This is a genomic window from Streptomyces sp. NPDC058773 (genome assembly GCF_042746015.1).
In the GTDB taxonomy this organism is placed as follows: domain Bacteria; phylum Actinomycetota; class Actinomycetes; order Streptomycetales; family Streptomycetaceae; genus Streptomyces.
The window spans coordinates 1-16,682 of sequence record NZ_JBHYPE010000011.1 but is presented as its reverse complement, the minus strand read 5'-3'; the positions used below and the strand labels follow the sequence as shown (position 1 = coordinate 16,682).

The window sequence follows — 16,682 nt, the reverse complement described above, 5'->3', positions numbered from 1 at the left end:
CCCACTGCACGATCCGGCCGCCCCCGTCGATGTCGTACGTGCCGCCTTCGCCGCCTATCTCGCCCAGGACCGCGCGGCCATGGAGCGATTGCTCGCCGAGGATTTCGTCTTCACCAGCCCGCAGGACGATCACATCGACCGGGCCGCGTTCCTGGCGATCTGCTTCCCCACGGCGGACCGGCTGCGCCGACAGGACATCCTCGATGCCGTGGCCATCGACGGCGAGCAGGTCTTCGTCCGGTACGAGTACGAGCTGACGACGGGCGAGCGCCATCGGAACGTCGAGGTGATGACGGTGCGGGGCGGACGGGTCACCGAGACGCAGGTGTACTTCGGCGGGCGCTTTCCGCAGGGGTGAGGGGCCGGTCAGGCGAAGACCACGCAGGAGGCGGCCGGCGCCTCGACCGATCCGCCCCTGGCCGGGATGCCGGTCGCCGGGTCGACGGTGAACCAAGTGACGTCTCCGGAGCGCTCATTGGCGGCGTACAGGTGCCGGCCGTCGGGGTGCAGCGCCAGGTCGCGGGGCCAATGGCCGCCGCAGGGGACGGTGGTGACGAGTGTGGCGGTGTCACCGGACGCGTCGAGGGCGAGGACGGAGAGGCTGTCATGACCCCGGTTGGCGGCCCAGGCGAACCGGCCGTCCCTGGAGAGGACGAGTGCGGAGGGGAAGGTGCCGTCGGACTGTGTTTCGCCTCCGCCCTGTGATGAACGCTGGGAGGTGGAGTCCGTGGCGGCGCCCTCCGGGAGCAGGCGGGTCTCCCTCAAGGGCGTCAGCACGCCCCGGTCGGCGTCCCAGCGGCAGACGGTCACCGTCGGGTCGAGTTCGTTGATGACATAGGCACGGTCGCCGCGCGGGTGGAAGGCGAGATGGCGCGGACCGCTGCCGGGGCGCAGCCGGGCCTCGGCGCGTACGGTCAGCGCCCCGTCGCCGGCGCCGAGGGCGCAGCTGCGGACCGAGTCGGTGCCCAGGTCGACGCTGAGCAGCCAGCGGCCACCGGGGTCGGGCAGCACGGCATGGGCGTGCGGGCCCTCCTGGCGGTCGGCGCGCGGGCCGCTGCCCCGGTGGGTGAGCACGATGGCGGGGCCGGCGAGCGTGCCGTCGTCCCGTACACGGAGCGTACTGACGCTGCCGGAGCTGTAGTTGGCGGTGACGAGCCGGCCGTCCACCAGGGTGAGATGGGTGGGGTCGGCGCCGCTCACGGGGACGGCGGGGGCGAGCAGTTCGGGTCCGTCCGGGGTAACGGCGAAGGCGGCCGCGGCGCCGTCCGGGGTCTCGCTGACCGCGTAGAGGTACCGGCCGTCGGGGCCGGGCGCCAGATAGGAGGGGTTGGGGACGAGGTCGGTGGAGTGCAGCGGGGTGAGGGCGCCGGACTCCGGGTCGACCGCCGCGGTGGTGATGCCGGGGCCGCCGGCCGTGGTGAACGATCCGATGTAGGCCCGCAGGCCGCTGACGCTGGTCCCCACTGGTCCGCCCTTCGTCCGCCTCCCCATTGAGGCGCTGCGGCGACGCTAACAGGCACGGGCGTGGCGTCCGGGGCGTTGGCCGGTTCCCGCCGTCGGGGCCGGACCGTACGTACCGCGAAGGCCACTCCCTACGGTCAGGAGGGCCTGCTGCCCCCTGTTGTGCCCGGGTCAGGCGTCGACCAGCGGGGCGCGCGGGGAGCTGCGCAGGGGCGCGGAGAGTCCGGCCAGCGCCTGTTCCAGGCCGTGCAGATGGACGAGCGCGGGCTCCGCCGCGGGCGGCTGCGACACCACCACGGCGGCGGCCGTCGCGTGACGGTTGCTGCGCGGTGCGGTGAGCGCCTCGACGGCGGCCTCCACCCGCAGGCAGGCGGCGGTGAGCCGGGCGTCGTGGGAGGCCTCCGGGTCGGCGGCGACGGAGGCCAGCCCGCGGACCTCACGGGCACAGTCGTCCAGCAGTGCGAGCACCTGGCGGGCCCGTGTCTTACGGGCGCGCAGCGGGCTGAGCGGGTGCACCAGCGGGGCGAGCGAGAGCCGTACGCGGTGGAGCAGGGGCGTGAGTTCGGCGATGTGCGGTGCGGGGTCGGCGGTCGGGGAGCCGGCCAGGCGGGCGGCGGCCTCGGCGGTGCACCGGTGGACGCAGCGCAGGGCGCGCTGGATCCAGGCGTCGGTGGTGGCGTGGGTGGTGACGGGCAGCACGAAGAGCACGGCCAGGACGGCGCCGAGCGCCCCCACCCCGGTCTCGGCGAGGCGCAGCACGAGCAGCGCGGGGTCCAGCACGCCCAGCAGCCCGTACAGCAGCCCGGCCATCAGCGTCACCGCGAGCATCATCCAGGTGTAGGAGACGGCGGCCGTGTAGAAGATCCCGAACACGCAGAACGCGACGAGGGCGACCGTGGGGACGGGATTCCCGTGCAGCGGGACGGCGACGACCAGTCCGAGGCCGATGCCGAGCACCGTGCCGAGGGCCCGGCGGAAGCCCCGGACCAGGGTTTCACCGCGGGACGTGGTGTTCACGAAGATCCACCAGGTGGCGCCCACGGCCCAGTACCAGCGCTGTTCGGAGAGCAGTTGGCCGGCGAGCAGGGCGAAGGTGCTGCCGGCCGTCGCCTGGATCGCCTGGCGGGTGGTCGTCCGGGCCAGCCCCCTGGCCCCGGGCGGGGCGGGCACGGTCACGGGCGGCAGGCGGAGCTCGTAGCACCACACGGCGAAGCGGACGGTGGCGGCGGCGAGCAGCGCGAGGGCGACCGCGGTGTACAGCTCGGGCAACTGGGCCGGCACGGTGTGCAGGAACTGCGTCGCGAAGAAGGTCATGAACGCGAACACGCCGAGGGCGTGGCCCCGCGGCCCCCAGCGGCGGGCGTAGACGCCCGCGCCCACCACGGCGACGAACACCGCGTCGCGTGCCAGAGGGTGGTCGTGCAGCACGGCCGCGACGGCGAGCACCGGGAAGCCGACCGCGGGCAGCAGCGCGGTGGTGATCAGCTGGCCGCGGACGGTGGTGTCGGTGACCGTGAAGAGGGCGAGCAGCGCGGCGAGCCCGCCGGTGATGGCCGCGACGAGCGAGTGCCCCGTGAGTGCACACACGGTGACCGCCAGGCCGATGCCGAGGACGGACCGCGTGGCGCTGCGCAGCCGCAGCAGCCCCGGATCCGGAGCCACGAACACCCTCTTCAGCACAGCTGCCGCCCTTCGACATCACCGCATGAAAAAGGCGCCGCGGGGATCCGCAGCGCCATCGACGGGACCATCACAGCATCACTGCGGCAGGTTGCTCAACAGAGGTCGGAAGTAGTGTGCCATTGGTACAGTCGGCTGGCTTCCGTGCCCATCGGCGCGAGGCCAATGGACGGGAGTGTGACCGAGAGTGACCGCTCCTGTGAGCTGTGCGTGAGGAGACCGTTGAGCATGGCCGTGGATGCGCTGGACGCCAAGATCCTGGGACTGCTGCTGGAGCAGCCGCGCACCAGCGTCCGGGAGTACGCACGCCTCCTCGGCGTCGCCCGCGGCACCGTCCAGGCGCGGCTGGACCGCCTCGAACGGGACGGCGTGATCACCGCCTACAGCCCCCGGCTCTCCCCCGCCGCGCTCGGCCACCCGGTGCTCGCCTTCGTCCACATCGAGGTCACCCAGGGGCATCTGGAGGAGGTGGCGGACGCGCTGGCCGAGGTGCCGCAGATCATCGAGGCGTTCTCGACGACCGGCGGCGGGGATCTGCTGACCCGGGTGGTGGCCCGGGACGCGGCGCATCTGGAGGATGTGATCCAGCGGCTGATCAGCCTGCCGGGGGTGGTCCGGACCCGTACCGAGATGGCGCTGCGGGAGCGGGTGCCGCACCGGATGCTGCCGCTGGTCGAAGAGGTCGGCGGCGGGCCGCGGTGAGTCGGCTTGGCATGCTGGTGGGCATGAGCGCCTCCCCCGCTTCTCCGCTCCCGCCCGCCCCGGTGATCTTCGACCTCGACGGCACCCTGGTGGACAGCGAGCCGAACTACTACGAGGCGGGGCGCCGGCTGCTGGCCGCCTACGGGGTGCCCGACTTCAGCTGGGAGCACCACACCCGCTTCATCGGCATCGGCACCCGCGAGACGCTGACGCACCTGCGCGCGGAGTACGGCCTGGACGCCCCGGTCGAGGAGCTGCTGACCGGCAAGAACCGGATCTATCTGGAGCTGGCGCGGGCGCACACCGAGGTCTTCCCCGAGATGCGGGTGCTCGTGGAGCGGCTGTCGGCGGCCGGGCATCCGATGGCGGTGGCGTCCGGCTCGTCGCGGGCCGCGATCGAGGTGGTGCTCGCCGGAACCGGGCTCGACGCGCTGCTGACCACGGCCGTGTCGGCCGAGGAGGTGGCGCACGGCAAGCCGGAGCCGGATGTGTTCCTGGAGGCCGCGCGCCGGCTGGGGGCCGATCCCGCCCGCTGTGTGGTGGTGGAGGACGCGGCGCCCGGTGCGCTCGCGGCACATCGGGCGGGCATGCGGTGCATCGCCGTCCCGTATGTGCCGGCCACCGCCGATGACCCGGCATTTGCGCAGGCGGGGCTGCTGTTCCGGGGCGGCCAGGGGGAGTTCACGGCGCAGGTGGCGTACGACTGGCTGGCGGCGCTGAAGTGACGGCGCCCGTCGGTGACCGGTGCGTCCTCACCGGCCACCGACGGGCGCCTCTCGCCCTATACGGCGCTTGACTGAGTGGTGGTCACTCCAGGCCGACGCCCTTGCAGGCGCTGGTGAAGCCCTCGCAGAGCAGGTCGGTCCGGACGACTCCGTCGCGCACCACGGTGTCCTTCAGATTCTTCTTGGTGACGAGCTGGGCCTTGAACAGCTGGGCCGGGATACCGGACTTGCTCTTGCTGTCGGCGGTGGTCGTCGTCAGGGACTTGATGCTCTTGCCGCGCAGCAGACGGAAGGCGATTTCGGCGGCGGTTTCGGCCTCCGGCCGGACTTCCTTGTAAATGGTGAAGGTCTGGGTGCCGGCTACCACCCGCTGCAGTGCGGGGAGTTCGGCGTCCTGGCCGCCGACCGGCACATTCTTGATACCGGCCGACTTGAGCGCCTCGGCGATGCCGCCCGCCATACCGTCGTTGGCCGAGTAGACCGCGTCGAAGCCCTCCGCGCCCTGCGCGTCGATGAGATCGGACATCTCCTTCTTGGCCAGCGCAGCGGACCAGTCGGGGATGCTCTTCTCGAAGACGATCTTATGCACCTTGCCGTCGAGCACCTCGTGCGCGCCCTTCTTGTAGGACGGCGCATTCGGGTCGGTCGGTGAACCGTTCATCATGACGACATCGGAGGTGGCCGCCTGGGAACCGAGGGCGGCGAGAATGCCCTGTGCCTGGAGCCGGCCGATCTTCTCGTTGTCGTAGGAGACATAGGCCGCGACATCGCCCTCGGCGAGCCGGTCGTACGCGATGACCTTGACGCCCTTTTTGGCGGCGGAGTCCACCCAGCCCTTGGCCGCCGCGGCGTCGACCGGGTCCAGAATGATGACCTTGACGCCCTTCTTCACCAGAGCATCGAACTGTCTCTTCTGATTGGTGACCTGCTGCTCGGCGTTGTGGTAGTCAACTTTGCATTCGAGGCAGAGCGAGGCAACACGCGACGAAATGATGCGGCGGTCGAACTTCTCATAGCGGTCCGCTTTGTTCTCCGGGAGGAGCAGACCTATGGAGTCCTTGCCGGCACCGGCATCCTGTTGATCGCTTCCACAGGCCGCCAAGGGTGCAGCGAGTGAAAGTGCCATCGCGCCGGTGAGGGCACGCCGCATTATTGCATTCATTTCCGGTACCTCCAAAGGGGCCGCCTGACCGGCCCAGAACGGCTGAAGTGAACGTCATCCGCCGCCCTACCGTCAAGAATCAAAGTCACAACGATATGAAAGTGAGCTGTGAGTTGACCCTCTGAACCACCGTCATCCGCCGGGCGTTCCGGACAGTACCGAAAAGTTCAATTCGTTCCGTATCACTCCGGAACGTTCCGTTTTCGAGCCGGTCACACCCGGCCCGGTTCCCGAAGTGTAACGCGAGGTAACACCTCCCCCTCGGCCACCCGTTGAACCACCAACCACCCAGCGCCTGAACGGAGTTGCACGACCGGGAAGGACCGCGAGATCGCCGACGCCACGGCCGCGCACTTCCCCCTTTCGTACCGAACAGCAGGAAAGGAAGGAATGTAGATGCTGCGCACAGCTTTCCGCCGTGGCCACAGCGCCGGTCCGACGCCGTTCCGCACCGCCGGGACTGCCGATACGCCGCACTCCGCCGCCCGGCCACGAGCCATCACGGAGCATTTCCCGATCCCGCTTCCATCGCCAATTCCGGCAACGGCAATGGGAATTCCCCCGGAATCTCTTCAGCTGGTTTTTCCGCTGCCGATTCTTCGGGCGGGGCGGGCACAGGGGCCCGACAGCCGCGGATACCGCGGCGGCCCGCCACCCGGCCGTCGGGCCGGTTCGGTGAGATCCTGGAACCGGGCGACCCACCACTCCCCCGGGACGCGGCGGGCGGAGCCCGCTCGACCCCCGGGTGCCGAACCAGGTGACCGACATGAGCACTGCCCGGCAGTACACCCCCGTCTCCGCCGACGGCCGGCCGGGAGCCCCGGACCAGCACCCCGGCCGCAGCGACCCGGCCTACCGGCGCCGCCGCGACGCGCTGGCCGCACGGGCCGAGGGACATCGGGTGGGCGCGCCCTACCCGGCCGTCGAGTACACCGAGGACGAGCACCGCACCTGGCGGGCCCTGCACCAGGCCCTCGGCCCGGCGCACCGCGCCCATGCGTGCCGTGCGGTCCTGGACGCCGGGGAGGACGCGGGCATCCGCGCCGACCGGATCCCGCAGCACTCGGAGGTCAGCGCCGCCCTCACCGCCCGGACGGGATTCGCCTTCACCCTGGCCGGCGGGGTGGTGCCCAACGAACGGTTCCTGGGGGCGATGGAGCACGGCTACTTCCACGCCGTGCAGTTCGTCCGCCACCCGGCCGTCCCGCTGTACGCGCCCGAACCCGATGTCCTGCACGACGTCTTCGGGCACGGCGTCCATCTGTCGTGCGCGCGCCTGGCCCGGCTGTACCGGCTCATCGGGCAGGCCGCCAACCGGGCCGGGACCGACGAGGCCCTCGACATCCTCAGCCGCGTCTACTGGTTCACCCTCGAATACGGACTGATCACCGAGGCCGGGACCCCGAAGGCCTTCGGCGCCGCCCTGCTGTCGTCGTACGGCGAGATCGGCGCCCACGAGCTGCGGACGATCCGCCCGCTGGACCCCCGCGCCGCGGCCGCCACGCCGTACCGCATCTCCGGCTACCAGCCCGTCCTGTACGCCGCCCGCTCACTGGAGCATCTCGAAGACGTTCTCGGCGCCTTCTGCGCGGACTTCGACGACGAGAGCGCGCACCGGATGCGCGTCCCGGCGCTGTCGCACGACTGGGTGTAGCGCCCGTCTTTCAGGTCGGTCCGGTGCGCGCCACGGGGCCCGCCCGCCGGGTCAGCCGACCCAGCCGCCAGTGAGGCCGAGCACCGCCGAGCCGTCCAGGTCGGTGAGCTTGACGCCGGTGAACTCGCGCGCCCAGTCCGACGTCTGGAGGCGGAACGCGGGCCGGTCCGCGGTGAGCGCCTCCAGCACGGTGCCGGCGACCTCGGCCGGGGTCTGCGCGTTGCCGCTGAACTGCGCGAGGGTGCGGTCCAGGTACGCCTGCAGCGCGTCCGCGTACGGGCCCGCGGCGGCCACCTCGGCCTGTGGGTCGACGCCGACATTGCTGACGAACTCGGTCGCCACGGCGCCGGGCTCGACCACGGACACCGACACCCCGAGCCGGGCCGCCACCGGCGCCAGGCTCTCCATGTACCCCTCGACGGCGAACTTGGCCGCGCAGTACGCCTCGTTGAAGGGCTGCCCGATGACCCCGCCGACGCTGGTGACGGTGATCAGACGGCCACCGGTGGCCCGCAGATGCGGCAGTGCCGCCTTCGAGACATGGAGCACGCCGAAGAAGTTCACCTCCATCACGCCGCGCACCGCGGCCACGCTCTCGTTCTCCAGGGTGCCGAGGTGCCCGGCACCGGCGTTGTTGATCACGGCGTCGAGGCGGCCGTACTCGGCGATCACCCCGTCGACGGCGGCGGCGACGGAGCCCTCGTCGACGACGTCCAGCTGCCGGACGTCGAGCTCCACCCCCGCTTCCTCGGCGGCCTTGCGCAGCGCGCCGGAGCGGCCGGTGTCGCGCAGCGTCGCCACTACCCGCCAGCCGGCCTGTGCCGCGGCGACCGCGGCGGCCAGGCCGATGCCGGAGGAGGTACCGGTGATCAGAACAACCTTGGACGAGGGGGAAGACATGGCGAACCTTTCGGCCGTGCGAGCTGATTAAGTGCGTGTACACACACCATAAACATTATGTGTGCGCACACGCAACCGGTAACCTGGCCGCATGGCGAACAGGAAGCTCACCCAGGCCGAGATGCCCGTGGCCGATCACGCCTTCTACGGCCTGGTCTGGGCCGGAACCGTCCTCACCGAACGCGTCGACCGTGCCCTGAGCAAGGCCCACGACCTGCCGGTCTCCTGGTTCGAGGTGATGCTCTGGCTCGCTTCCAGCCCGGAGCCGGTGCCGGCCTCCGTCCTCGGCAACAGCACCATGCTCAGCCGCAGCCAGGTCTCCCGCGTCGTCGACGCGCTCAGCAGCCGCGGCCTGGTCACCCGCACCCCCTCGGCCCGCGACGCCCGCTCCGTCGAGGTGTCCCTCACCCCGGAGGGCCGCCGGCTCTTCGAAGAGGCCGACGCCACCCGGCGGGCCTGCCTGGCGCCGGTGTTCACCGACCTGCTCGACCAGGAGGATCTCGAAGCGCTGGGCGCGGTGTGGCGGAAGCTCAAGGCCAACAAGGACGGCTGAAAGGGTGGGAGTTGGGGCCGGGTGACGCTTCCCGTGTTCTCCGGCACCGGGGCGCCGCCGGCCCGCTCAGTGGGCGATGGTGCGGGCGATGTCCAGGGTGAGACGCTGCCAGGGGTCACGGCGGGACCGGCCGCATCGATGGGCTCCGCCACCAACAGGCAGTAGACATCGGGGAGTTGGATGCCCAGCCGGGCGGCGCGGTCGGTCAGCGCCCCGAGGGAGGCGTGCCGGCCGGTGATCAGGTCGTCGAGGAGCAGCCGCAGCGCCCGGTCGCGGTCCCCGGCGAGGTTCTCGCTCGTGGCGGTGTACGCCGTGGCCATCTCCTCGGCGAGGGTGTCGAGGGTGGTCAGTGCCATACGGGTGAGCGCGATGGCGTCCGCGGCGGACGGCGGGGGCGTGACGGCCGCGATCTCGTCCGTCAGGGCGGTCGCCGCGACCCGGTAGGCCCGCAGCACCGCCTGCACCGGGCGGCCGTCCGTGGCCCGCGCCGCGGCGATCCCGCGGAGCCGCCGGAGGTCGGCGGGGGTGAGCGCGCCGTCGGTGACCCAGAGGCGGAGCAGCCGGTCCAGCGCCCAGGCGGCGATGGCACGGACCTCGTGCAGCCGGCTGTCGTCGAGCGCGGCGTAGGCCGGGACCTCCGCGCGCACCGCGGCGACGGTCCTCGCGACGACCCGTGGATCGGCGATCAGTTGCTGCCTGACGCGCTCCCGTTCCTCTGTCACAGGGTGATGATTCCACCCGCGTGTTGTGCGCAGCGCGGTGGACGGGTCTTGTCACTGTCGCCAGGATCGCGGGGAGCACGCGGTATCGGCGACGAGAGGCGGGACGACGGATGGCGAAGCACTGGGCGGACTTCCAGTACGAGATCTATCTCCACGGTATGACGGGCGCCGTACCGCGGCTGCCGACGGATCTGACCCGGCTGGAACGGCTCGCCGAGCAGCGGCTCGGGCCCGGTCCGGTCGGCTATGTGGCGGGCAGCGCGGGCACCGGCAGCACGGCCGACGCCAACCGGGCCGCGCTGGACCGGCGGCGGATCGTCCCGCGGATGCTCCGTGATGTGCACGACCGCGAGCTGTCCGTGGAGCTGTGGGGCCGGACGCTGCCCGCGCCGCTCGCGCTCGCACCGGTCGGAGTGCTGTCGATCATGCACCCGGACGCCGAGTCCGCCGCCGCCCGCGCCGCCGCGGCGCAGGGCGTGCCGTACATCCTGTCCTCCGCCTCCAGCACACCCATGGAGCAGGTCGCCGAGGCGATGGGCGACGGGGAGCGGTGGTTCCAGCTGTACTGGGCGAAGGACCGCGAGGTCACCCGGAGCTTTTTGAACCGGGCGAAGGCGGCCGGCTACACCGCGCTCTTCGTCACCCTCGACACCCCGCTCCTCGCCTGGCGCCCGCGCGATCTCGATCAGGCCTATCTGCCGTTCCTGCACGGGGTGGGCACCGCCAACTACTTCAGCGACCCCGCGTTCCTGGCCGGGCTCGCCAAGCCGGTCCACGAGGACCCGAACGCGGCGGTCAGGCACTTCGTGGGGATGTTCGCCGACCCCGCCAAGACCTGGCCGGACCTGGCGTTCCTGCGGGAGAACTGGGACGGTCCGATCGTGCTCAAGGGCATCCTGCACCCGGACGACGCGCTGCGGGCCGCCGACGCCGGAGTGGACGGGGTGGTCGTCTCCAACCACGGTGGCCGCCAGGTGGCGGGCTCCGTCGCCGCCGCCGATGCGCTGCCCCGGGTCGTCGAGGCCGCCGCCGACCGGCTCACCGTGCTCTTCGACAGCGGTATCCGCACCGGCGACGACATCGTCAAGGCGCTCGCCCTGGGCGCGAAGTCGGTGCTGGTGGGTCGGCCTTACGCGTACGGGCTCGGCCTCGACGGGCAGGCGGGTGTCGAGCACGTACTGCGCTGTCTGCTCGCCGAGTTCGACCTCACCCTCGCGCTGTCCGGGCACTCCCGCCCCGCCACCCTGTCCGCCGACGACCTGATCGAGGAATCCGTATGACCACCGCGCCACACTCGGACTCCACCCCGGAGCCACAGCCCGTGAAGAACGTGCTCGCCGTCGTCTCGCCGCATGTCGGTGGCCGTACCGCCGGAGCCGCGCTGGCCGGCCTGTTCCCCGGCCGGGCCCGGGTCACCGTCGTCGAATCGGCCGACGAGGACCCGGCGGCGCTGCGGGAAGCGCACTTCCTGATCACCGGCCTGGGCCCGGTCACCGCCGCCCATCTCGCCGCCGCACCGCGGCTGGAGCTGGTCCAGTGCGCCAGCCACGGCTTCGACTACGTCGACCTGGAAGCGGCCCGCGAGCGGGGCGTCCCGGTCTGCAACATCGGCTCCAGCGGCGCGGAGAAGCAGAATGTGGCGGAGCAGACCTTCGCCCTGATGCTGGCCCTCGCCAAGCAGCTGGTCCCGGCCCACACCGCCCTGGTCGAGGCGGACTGGGCGCTGCCGCGGCTCCAGCAGTCCCTGACCGAACTGTCCGGCAAGACCCTCGGCATCATCGGCCTGGGTCACATCGGCGAGGAAGTCGCCCGCCGCGCCGTCGCGTTCGACATGACCGTCGTCTACACGGGACCGAAGCCCGCCCCACCGGAGACCGAGTCCCGTCTCGGCGGCGCCCGGTACCTGAGCCTCGACGAGCTGCTGCGCACCTCCGACTACGTCACCCTGCACGCCCCGCTCACCGACCGGACCCGCCACCTCCTCGACGCCGGGCGGCTCGCGCTCCTCAGGCCCACCGCGTTCGTGATCAACACCGCCCGTGGCGCCCTCATCGACCAGGACGCCCTGGCGGACGCCCTGGCGGCGGGCACCCTCGCGGGGGCGGGGATCGATGTCTTCGACCCCGAACCGCCGACGGCGGCACTGCGCCTGCTCAAGGCCCCGAATGTGGTGCTCTCCCCGCATGTCGCGGGCGTCACCCGGGAGACTCTGGTGCGCATCGCCCTGGCGGCCGTGCAGAACGTCATCGACCGGCTGGAGGGCAAACCGCTGCGGGACGTCGTGGCGTAGCGGACCGGGCCGCGGGGGCAGTAGTTGCGGGTGCCGGGTGCGGGACGCCTTTCTGAATTTCGGCCATTGTCCGGGGCCGGCCGACGGGCCCGCACACCCGGGCGGCGCGGTGCGGTGGCGCGTTCCTGGCGCGCCACCGCCATTTCTCGACACTCCCGGCGGCCCGCCCCCTGAGCAACAGGAGTAGCGTCCGCCCGGCATCGGCTCCGCTCACTCCCCACGCCCGACGGACGGCCGGGGGTGCGGAAAGCGCCTCACCAGGAAAGGCTGACGCACGCACGTGAATCCCCGTGGACGCACCCGTTGGGCGATCGGCGGCCTGCTCGCCGGCGGCCTCGTCATCAACTTCCTCGACCGCACGGCGATATCGGTGGCGAGTTCCTCCATCGCCGACGACTTCGGGCTGGACCTGCAACAACTCGGCGTGGTGCTCTCGGCGTTCACCTGGTCGTACTGCCTGGTGCAGTTACCCGCCGGGCTGCTGGTGGACCTCCTGGGCGTCTCGCGGCTCACCCGTATCGCCTCGGCGTTATGGGCCGGTGCGAGTCTGCTCACGGCGGTGGCCGGCGGGGTCGGCCCCCTCATCCTGGCGCGGCTGCTGCTCGGGGTGGCGGAGGGGCCGTCGATGGTCGGGGCCTCCAAGGCGACCGCGGCGTGGTTCCCGGTCGGTGAGCGCGGTATGGCGACGGCCCTGTTCGACGGCGCCACCAAGCTGGCCAACATGGTGGCCTTCCCGGTGCTGGCGTTCGTGATGAGCGAGTGGGGCTGGCGGGCCGGGTTCCTGTTCTGCGCAGTGGTCAGCCTGCTGTTCACCGCCGTGTGGTGGTGGGGCTACCGCGACCCGTCCGGGTACCGCTCACTGCGGCCGGCGGAGCGGGAGTTCATCCTCCGAGGCGGGGCACGGGACACCGACCGGGGCGGGCGGCAGCGGTTCCGCACCGCCCTGCGCTCCCCCAGGGTCTGGGTCGTGGCCTGCGGTTTCGCCTGCTACGGCTACACCATCAACATCGTGCTGACCTGGATGCCCGAGTTCCTGCAGCGGCAGTTCCAGGTGCGGCTGTTGCAGTCCGGTTTCTACTCGATGGTCCCGTGGGCGGTGGCGACGGTCGCCGAACTCGCCGTCGGGGGCTGGCTGGTGGACCGGCTGATCCGCCGGGGCCGCGACCCGTGGGCGGTCCGCCGCACGGTACTGACCGGCGGGCTGGCGCTGGGCGGCACGATCGGCGCCGCCGGGAGCGCCGGATCACCCACCGTCGCGGTCTGCTGGATGTCCGTCTCACTGGCGGGGCTGGCCATCGCCGCGCCCGTCGCCTGGGGGCTGCCCGGACTGCTCGCCCCGCCGGGAACCGTGGGCGCGGTCAGCGGGCTGATGAACTTCCTCAATACGGCGGCCACCGCGGGCGGCGTACTGCTCACCGGCTGGCTGGCGCAGGTGAGCGGGTCGTTCGACGCGCCCTTCCTGTTCGCGGTGGCCGTGCTGGCGGTGGGGATCGCGCTGTACTGGCGGGTGCTGCGCCGGGTGCAGGTGCAGGACGCGGGCCCGGTCCGGCAACTGCACCGGGTCTGAGGCGCGGAGGTGTCGCCTCGTGCCCGTCCGGCGCAGTTGCACACCGGACGCAAGATCTGTGTCAGTCATCACAGATTCGGCACTCCGCTCCAGGGAATCCCTAGGATGGCTGGGCAGTTGATCGGCAGGGGGGCGTGGGAAGCGGCTATGCACACCGTCGGCCCGTTTCCACTCCGGTCCGGTCCGGCCGCGCAGCGCCCCGGGCGGTCGCCGAAGTCGGACGGCCACGCCCCGGACGCCCCTCCGTCAGCTTCTTCCGCATCGCGCGCCGCCGCGGCCGAGGTTCTCCGCCGATGAACGACACGTCCGTATTAGCGACCTGCCTGGCGCGATTATCCTGGCCACCGGAGCGGCTGGCCCGCGAGATCAACAAGCGCTGCGGCAACGGCACCATCAGCAGCAAGGCGCCATACAACTGGCTGAAGGGCGCCTGCCCGCGGCGCCGGCTGCCGCACATCGTCGCCACCATCCTGTCCGATCAGCTCGGTGAGCCGATCGGGGTCGAGGCGCTGTGGCCCGAGCACTTCCCGTCCGCGGCCCCGCCGCACCAGGGCATCCCCGCGCAGCGGCGCCGTACGGCCCCCGTCCGGCGTCCGGCCGGCCAGGAGCCGCTGACCGCGTCGGTGGACTGGCTGGTGGCCGACGAAGCGCTGCCGCCGCCCTCGCGGCTGGGAGGCGACGAGATCCCCGAGGTCGCCATCGAGGTGCTGACCGCCCGCATCCAGCAGCTGCGCCGGCTGGACGACAGCGGCAGCAGCGGGCTCGTCCTGGACTGGGCGCTGCAGGACCTCCAGTGGACGGAGAAGCTGGCCGCCAAGTACTCCTACGACGCCGCGACCGGACGGCAGCTGCACCGCATCCTCGCCGAACTGGGGCAGCTCACCGCCTGGTTGACGGCCGATCAGGGGATGGACGAGCTGAGCAGCTCGCGTTTCCTGGCCGCGCTGGGCGCCGCACGGGCGGCCGGTGACCGGCCGCTCGCCGCGTACATCATCTCCTGTATGAGCTACCGGGCCGGCTGGGCCGGACGGGCGGAGGAGGCCCTGCGGCTGATCCGGATCGCGCGCAAGGGGTCGGCGCAGGAGGACATGGGCATCGGCCACGCCCTGCTGGCCACCCGCGAGGCCAGGGCGCACGCCGCACTCGGCGACGAGGCGGCCTGTCAGCGGGCCCTGGACGACGCCGCGGCGCTGAGCGGGGCGGGCGGTCCCGCGGCCGAGCCGCTCTGGGCGTACTGGCTCAGCCCCGCGGTCATGGTGGCCGACGCCGGCCGGGCCTGGCTGGAGCTGGGGCGCCCGGAGCGGGCGGAGGAGCATCTCACCCGCGGGATCGAACTGCTCCGGGGCGGCCAGCCGCGCAACCTGCTGCTGCACAGCGCCTCGCTGGCCGAGGCGCGGCTGGCGCGCCGCGAGCTCGACGGTGCCGCGGAGGCCGCCACGGACGCGCTGGCGCTGGCCGAGAACGTCAGCTCACAGCGCGCCCGGGCGCGGCTGACGGCGCTGCGGCGGCGGTTCGTGCGGTACGACAGTGCGGTGGCGCGCGACATCGTGCAACGGGCCGACGGTCTGCTGGCCACGGGCCGGGCGGGGGCCGCGTGCTGAGGCGTGGTCATCAAGTCCCGGCGTGCGCCACGCCGTTCGGCTGACGTCAGCAGGGACTCGGCCCCCGCCGCCGGCCCGGCGGCGCGGGCGGGCCTCCTGCCCGGCACACACTGAGGGCGGCACCCGCCCCAGGCGCCCCGCGCACCAGGACACGACACTCGACACGGAACGGCATCCAGGAGAACAGGAACATATGCGAGTCACTCATGAGGTACCGCTTGCCCCGCTGACGACGCTGGGCCTCGGCGGGCCGGCGGCGGTCCTCTTCGAGCTGTTCGACCCGGCGGACTTCCCCGAGTTCGTCGCGCTGGCCGGGAACCGCCCCGGCCGGCCGGTGTGTCTCGGCGAGGGAAGCAATGTGGTGGTCGGCGACGCCGGATGTGCGGGCGCCGTACTGCGGATGAGCACCAAGGGCATCCGGATGACCGGCCGCACCGCCGAGGGCCGGGTGCTGGTCGAGGTCCAGGCCGGTCACCCCCTCGGCGATCTGGTCGACACCACCATCGCGGAGGGCCTCACCGGCATGGAGATGCTCGTGGGCATCCCCGGGACGACCGGCGCCACACCGGTCCAGAACGTCGGCGCCTACGGTCAGGAGACCGCCGACTGCCTGGTGGAAGTGACCGCGTGGGACTGGGAGTCGGGCCGGATGGTCACCCTGGACGGCGCGGCCTGCGGGCTGGGGCACCGCACCAGTGTCTTCAAGCACTCCCGCCGGTGGACCCTGCTGAGCCTGGTCTTCGCGCTGCGCCGGTCCGAGCTGAGCGCGCCGGTCAACTACCGGACGGTCGCCGCCACGCTCGATGTCCCGGTCGGGAGCCGGGTGCCCCTGGACGAGGCGGCCCAGGCGGTGCTTGCCGTCCGGCGGAGCAAGGGCATGGTGCTGGGCTGCAGCGGCACCGACGACAGATCGGTGGGGAGTGTGTTCCTCAGCCCCGAGATCACCGCCGCACAGGCCGAGCGCCTGCGGGCGCGGAACGCGCCGGTGAACCACTTCCCCGACGGCTCGACCCGGGTCAGTGCGAGCTGGCTCATCCGGCAGGCCGGTTTCGAGCTGTGCACGCCGATTGTCACGGGTGTGCGCATTTCCTCGCTGCACTACACCCTGGTCGCCGAGGAAGGGGCGACCGCAACCGGTTTCACCCGCGCGATCGACCTCGTACGCCAGGAGGTACTGCGCCGCACGGGCGTCCGGCTCACCTCCGAACTTGATTTCCTCTGAGCCGGCGCACCGTCTCCGCGAACGTTCGGCCGAAGCGCGCCGGGGGTGAACTCCGGCTCGGAGCAGGGGCGTTGGGTTTTGATCACAGCCAAATGCTCTTGACGCGTCTCACGGCCTCGGATGGAATACCGGACGGTTGCGGGATATCTCCGCAACGACCGGAAATACTCCGGAATTAAAATATCTTTCTTTGGAGGGGACCATGGAGAACGTCACCATCAACCTGGACGAATTCGACCTCGATCTGGACATGGAAAGCACGGAATCGGCCACGACCGCCGTGAAGGCGCAGGGTTCCAAGCTCATGACGCAGGTCTGCACGCCCACCTCCTGGAGCTGCTGAGACACGGGTGCGGGGGGGGGGGGGGGGGCGGGGCCCCCCGCCCCCCCCCCCCCCCCCCCCGGCCCCGGGGCGGCGGGGGGCGGGGCCGCCGCCGGAGGCG

Annotated in this window: 15 protein-coding genes; 11 read left to right on the top strand and 4 right to left on the bottom strand. The window is 72.0% G+C overall.

Annotation, left to right across the window (positions count from 1 at the left end):
• Positions 1–4: 4 nt before the first annotated feature.
• Positions 5–358 carry a nuclear transport factor 2 family protein gene (locus ACFW5B_RS12385; protein ID WP_386437803.1) on the top strand — a complete coding sequence of 118 codons (354 nt, stop codon included), beginning with the start codon at positions 5–7 and terminating at the stop codon, positions 356–358.
• Positions 359–366: 8 nt separating this feature from the next.
• Here the strand turns inward: ACFW5B_RS12385 and ACFW5B_RS12380 are convergent, their stop codons facing one another.
• Together ACFW5B_RS12380 and ACFW5B_RS12375 are read right to left on the bottom strand one after the other, a co-directional pair.
• Positions 367–1,464 (bottom strand): lactonase family protein, encoded by a 1,098-nt coding sequence (locus ACFW5B_RS12380; RefSeq protein WP_386437347.1) that lies wholly within the window; start codon positions 1,462–1,464, stop codon positions 367–369.
• A 168-nt stretch (positions 1,465–1,632) separates the two neighbouring features.
• On the bottom strand, positions 1,633–3,141 hold the full coding sequence (locus tag ACFW5B_RS12375) for an FUSC family protein (RefSeq protein WP_386437345.1): 1,509 nt from the start codon (positions 3,139–3,141) through the stop codon (positions 1,633–1,635).
• Between the two features lie 228 nt (positions 3,142–3,369).
• On the opposite strand from ACFW5B_RS12375, the gene ACFW5B_RS12370 reads away from it, so the two are divergent.
• Positions 3,370–3,843: an Lrp/AsnC family transcriptional regulator gene (locus tag ACFW5B_RS12370; RefSeq protein ID WP_386437342.1), complete on the top strand. Its 474-nt coding sequence runs from the start codon at positions 3,370–3,372 to the stop codon at positions 3,841–3,843.
• Between the two features lie 23 nt (positions 3,844–3,866).
• Positions 3,867–4,568, top strand: coding sequence for an HAD family hydrolase (locus ACFW5B_RS12365; protein ID WP_386437339.1), 702 nt, complete (start codon positions 3,867–3,869; stop codon positions 4,566–4,568).
• An 82-nt stretch (positions 4,569–4,650) separates the two neighbouring features.
• Here the strand turns inward: ACFW5B_RS12365 and ACFW5B_RS12360 are convergent, their stop codons facing one another.
• Entirely contained in the window at positions 4,651–5,730 is a 1,080-nt protein-coding gene (locus ACFW5B_RS12360) for a sugar ABC transporter substrate-binding protein (RefSeq protein ID WP_386437336.1), read from the bottom strand.
• Positions 5,731–6,496: 766 nt separating this feature from the next.
• Between ACFW5B_RS12360 and ACFW5B_RS12355 the strand changes: the two genes are divergently transcribed.
• Positions 6,497–7,384, top strand: a complete 888-nt coding sequence (locus ACFW5B_RS12355; RefSeq protein ID WP_386437333.1) for a phenylalanine 4-monooxygenase — start codon at positions 6,497–6,499, stop codon at positions 7,382–7,384.
• A gap of 51 nt (positions 7,385–7,435) precedes the next feature.
• On the opposite strand, the gene ACFW5B_RS12350 is transcribed toward ACFW5B_RS12355, so the two are convergent.
• A complete protein-coding gene (locus tag ACFW5B_RS12350) occupies positions 7,436–8,284 on the bottom strand; it encodes an SDR family oxidoreductase (RefSeq protein ID WP_386437330.1) in 849 nt (282 codons plus the stop codon).
• A 91-nt stretch (positions 8,285–8,375) separates the two neighbouring features.
• Here ACFW5B_RS12350 and ACFW5B_RS12345 point away from each other — a divergent pair, with 91 nt between their 5' ends.
• From ACFW5B_RS12345 to ACFW5B_RS12315, 7 genes are all read left to right on the top strand, one after another.
• Positions 8,376–8,837, top strand: a complete 462-nt coding sequence (locus ACFW5B_RS12345) for a MarR family winged helix-turn-helix transcriptional regulator (RefSeq protein WP_386437328.1) — start codon at positions 8,376–8,378, stop codon at positions 8,835–8,837.
• A gap of 832 nt (positions 8,838–9,669) precedes the next feature.
• Positions 9,670–10,839, top strand: coding sequence for a lactate 2-monooxygenase (locus tag ACFW5B_RS12340; protein ID WP_386437325.1), 1,170 nt, complete (start codon positions 9,670–9,672; stop codon positions 10,837–10,839).
• Entirely contained in the window at positions 10,836–11,849 is a 1,014-nt protein-coding gene (locus ACFW5B_RS12335) for an NAD(P)-dependent oxidoreductase (RefSeq protein ID WP_386437323.1), read from the top strand. The genes ACFW5B_RS12340 and ACFW5B_RS12335 overlap by 4 nt, the downstream gene beginning before the upstream one ends.
• A 280-nt stretch (positions 11,850–12,129) precedes the next feature.
• On the top strand, positions 12,130–13,416 hold the full coding sequence (locus ACFW5B_RS12330) for an MFS transporter (RefSeq protein WP_386437320.1): 1,287 nt from the start codon (positions 12,130–12,132) through the stop codon (positions 13,414–13,416).
• Between the two features lie 293 nt (positions 13,417–13,709).
• Positions 13,710–15,017: a hypothetical protein gene (locus ACFW5B_RS12325; RefSeq protein WP_386437317.1), complete on the top strand. Its 1,308-nt coding sequence runs from the start codon at positions 13,710–13,712 to the stop codon at positions 15,015–15,017.
• Between the two features lie 193 nt (positions 15,018–15,210).
• Positions 15,211–16,239, top strand: coding sequence for a UDP-N-acetylmuramate dehydrogenase (locus ACFW5B_RS12320; protein ID WP_386437314.1), 1,029 nt, complete (start codon positions 15,211–15,213; stop codon positions 16,237–16,239).
• Between the two features lie 202 nt (positions 16,240–16,441).
• Entirely contained in the window at positions 16,442–16,582 is a 141-nt protein-coding gene (locus ACFW5B_RS12315; protein ID WP_386437311.1) for a hypothetical protein, read from the top strand.
• Positions 16,583–16,682 lie beyond the last annotated feature (100 nt).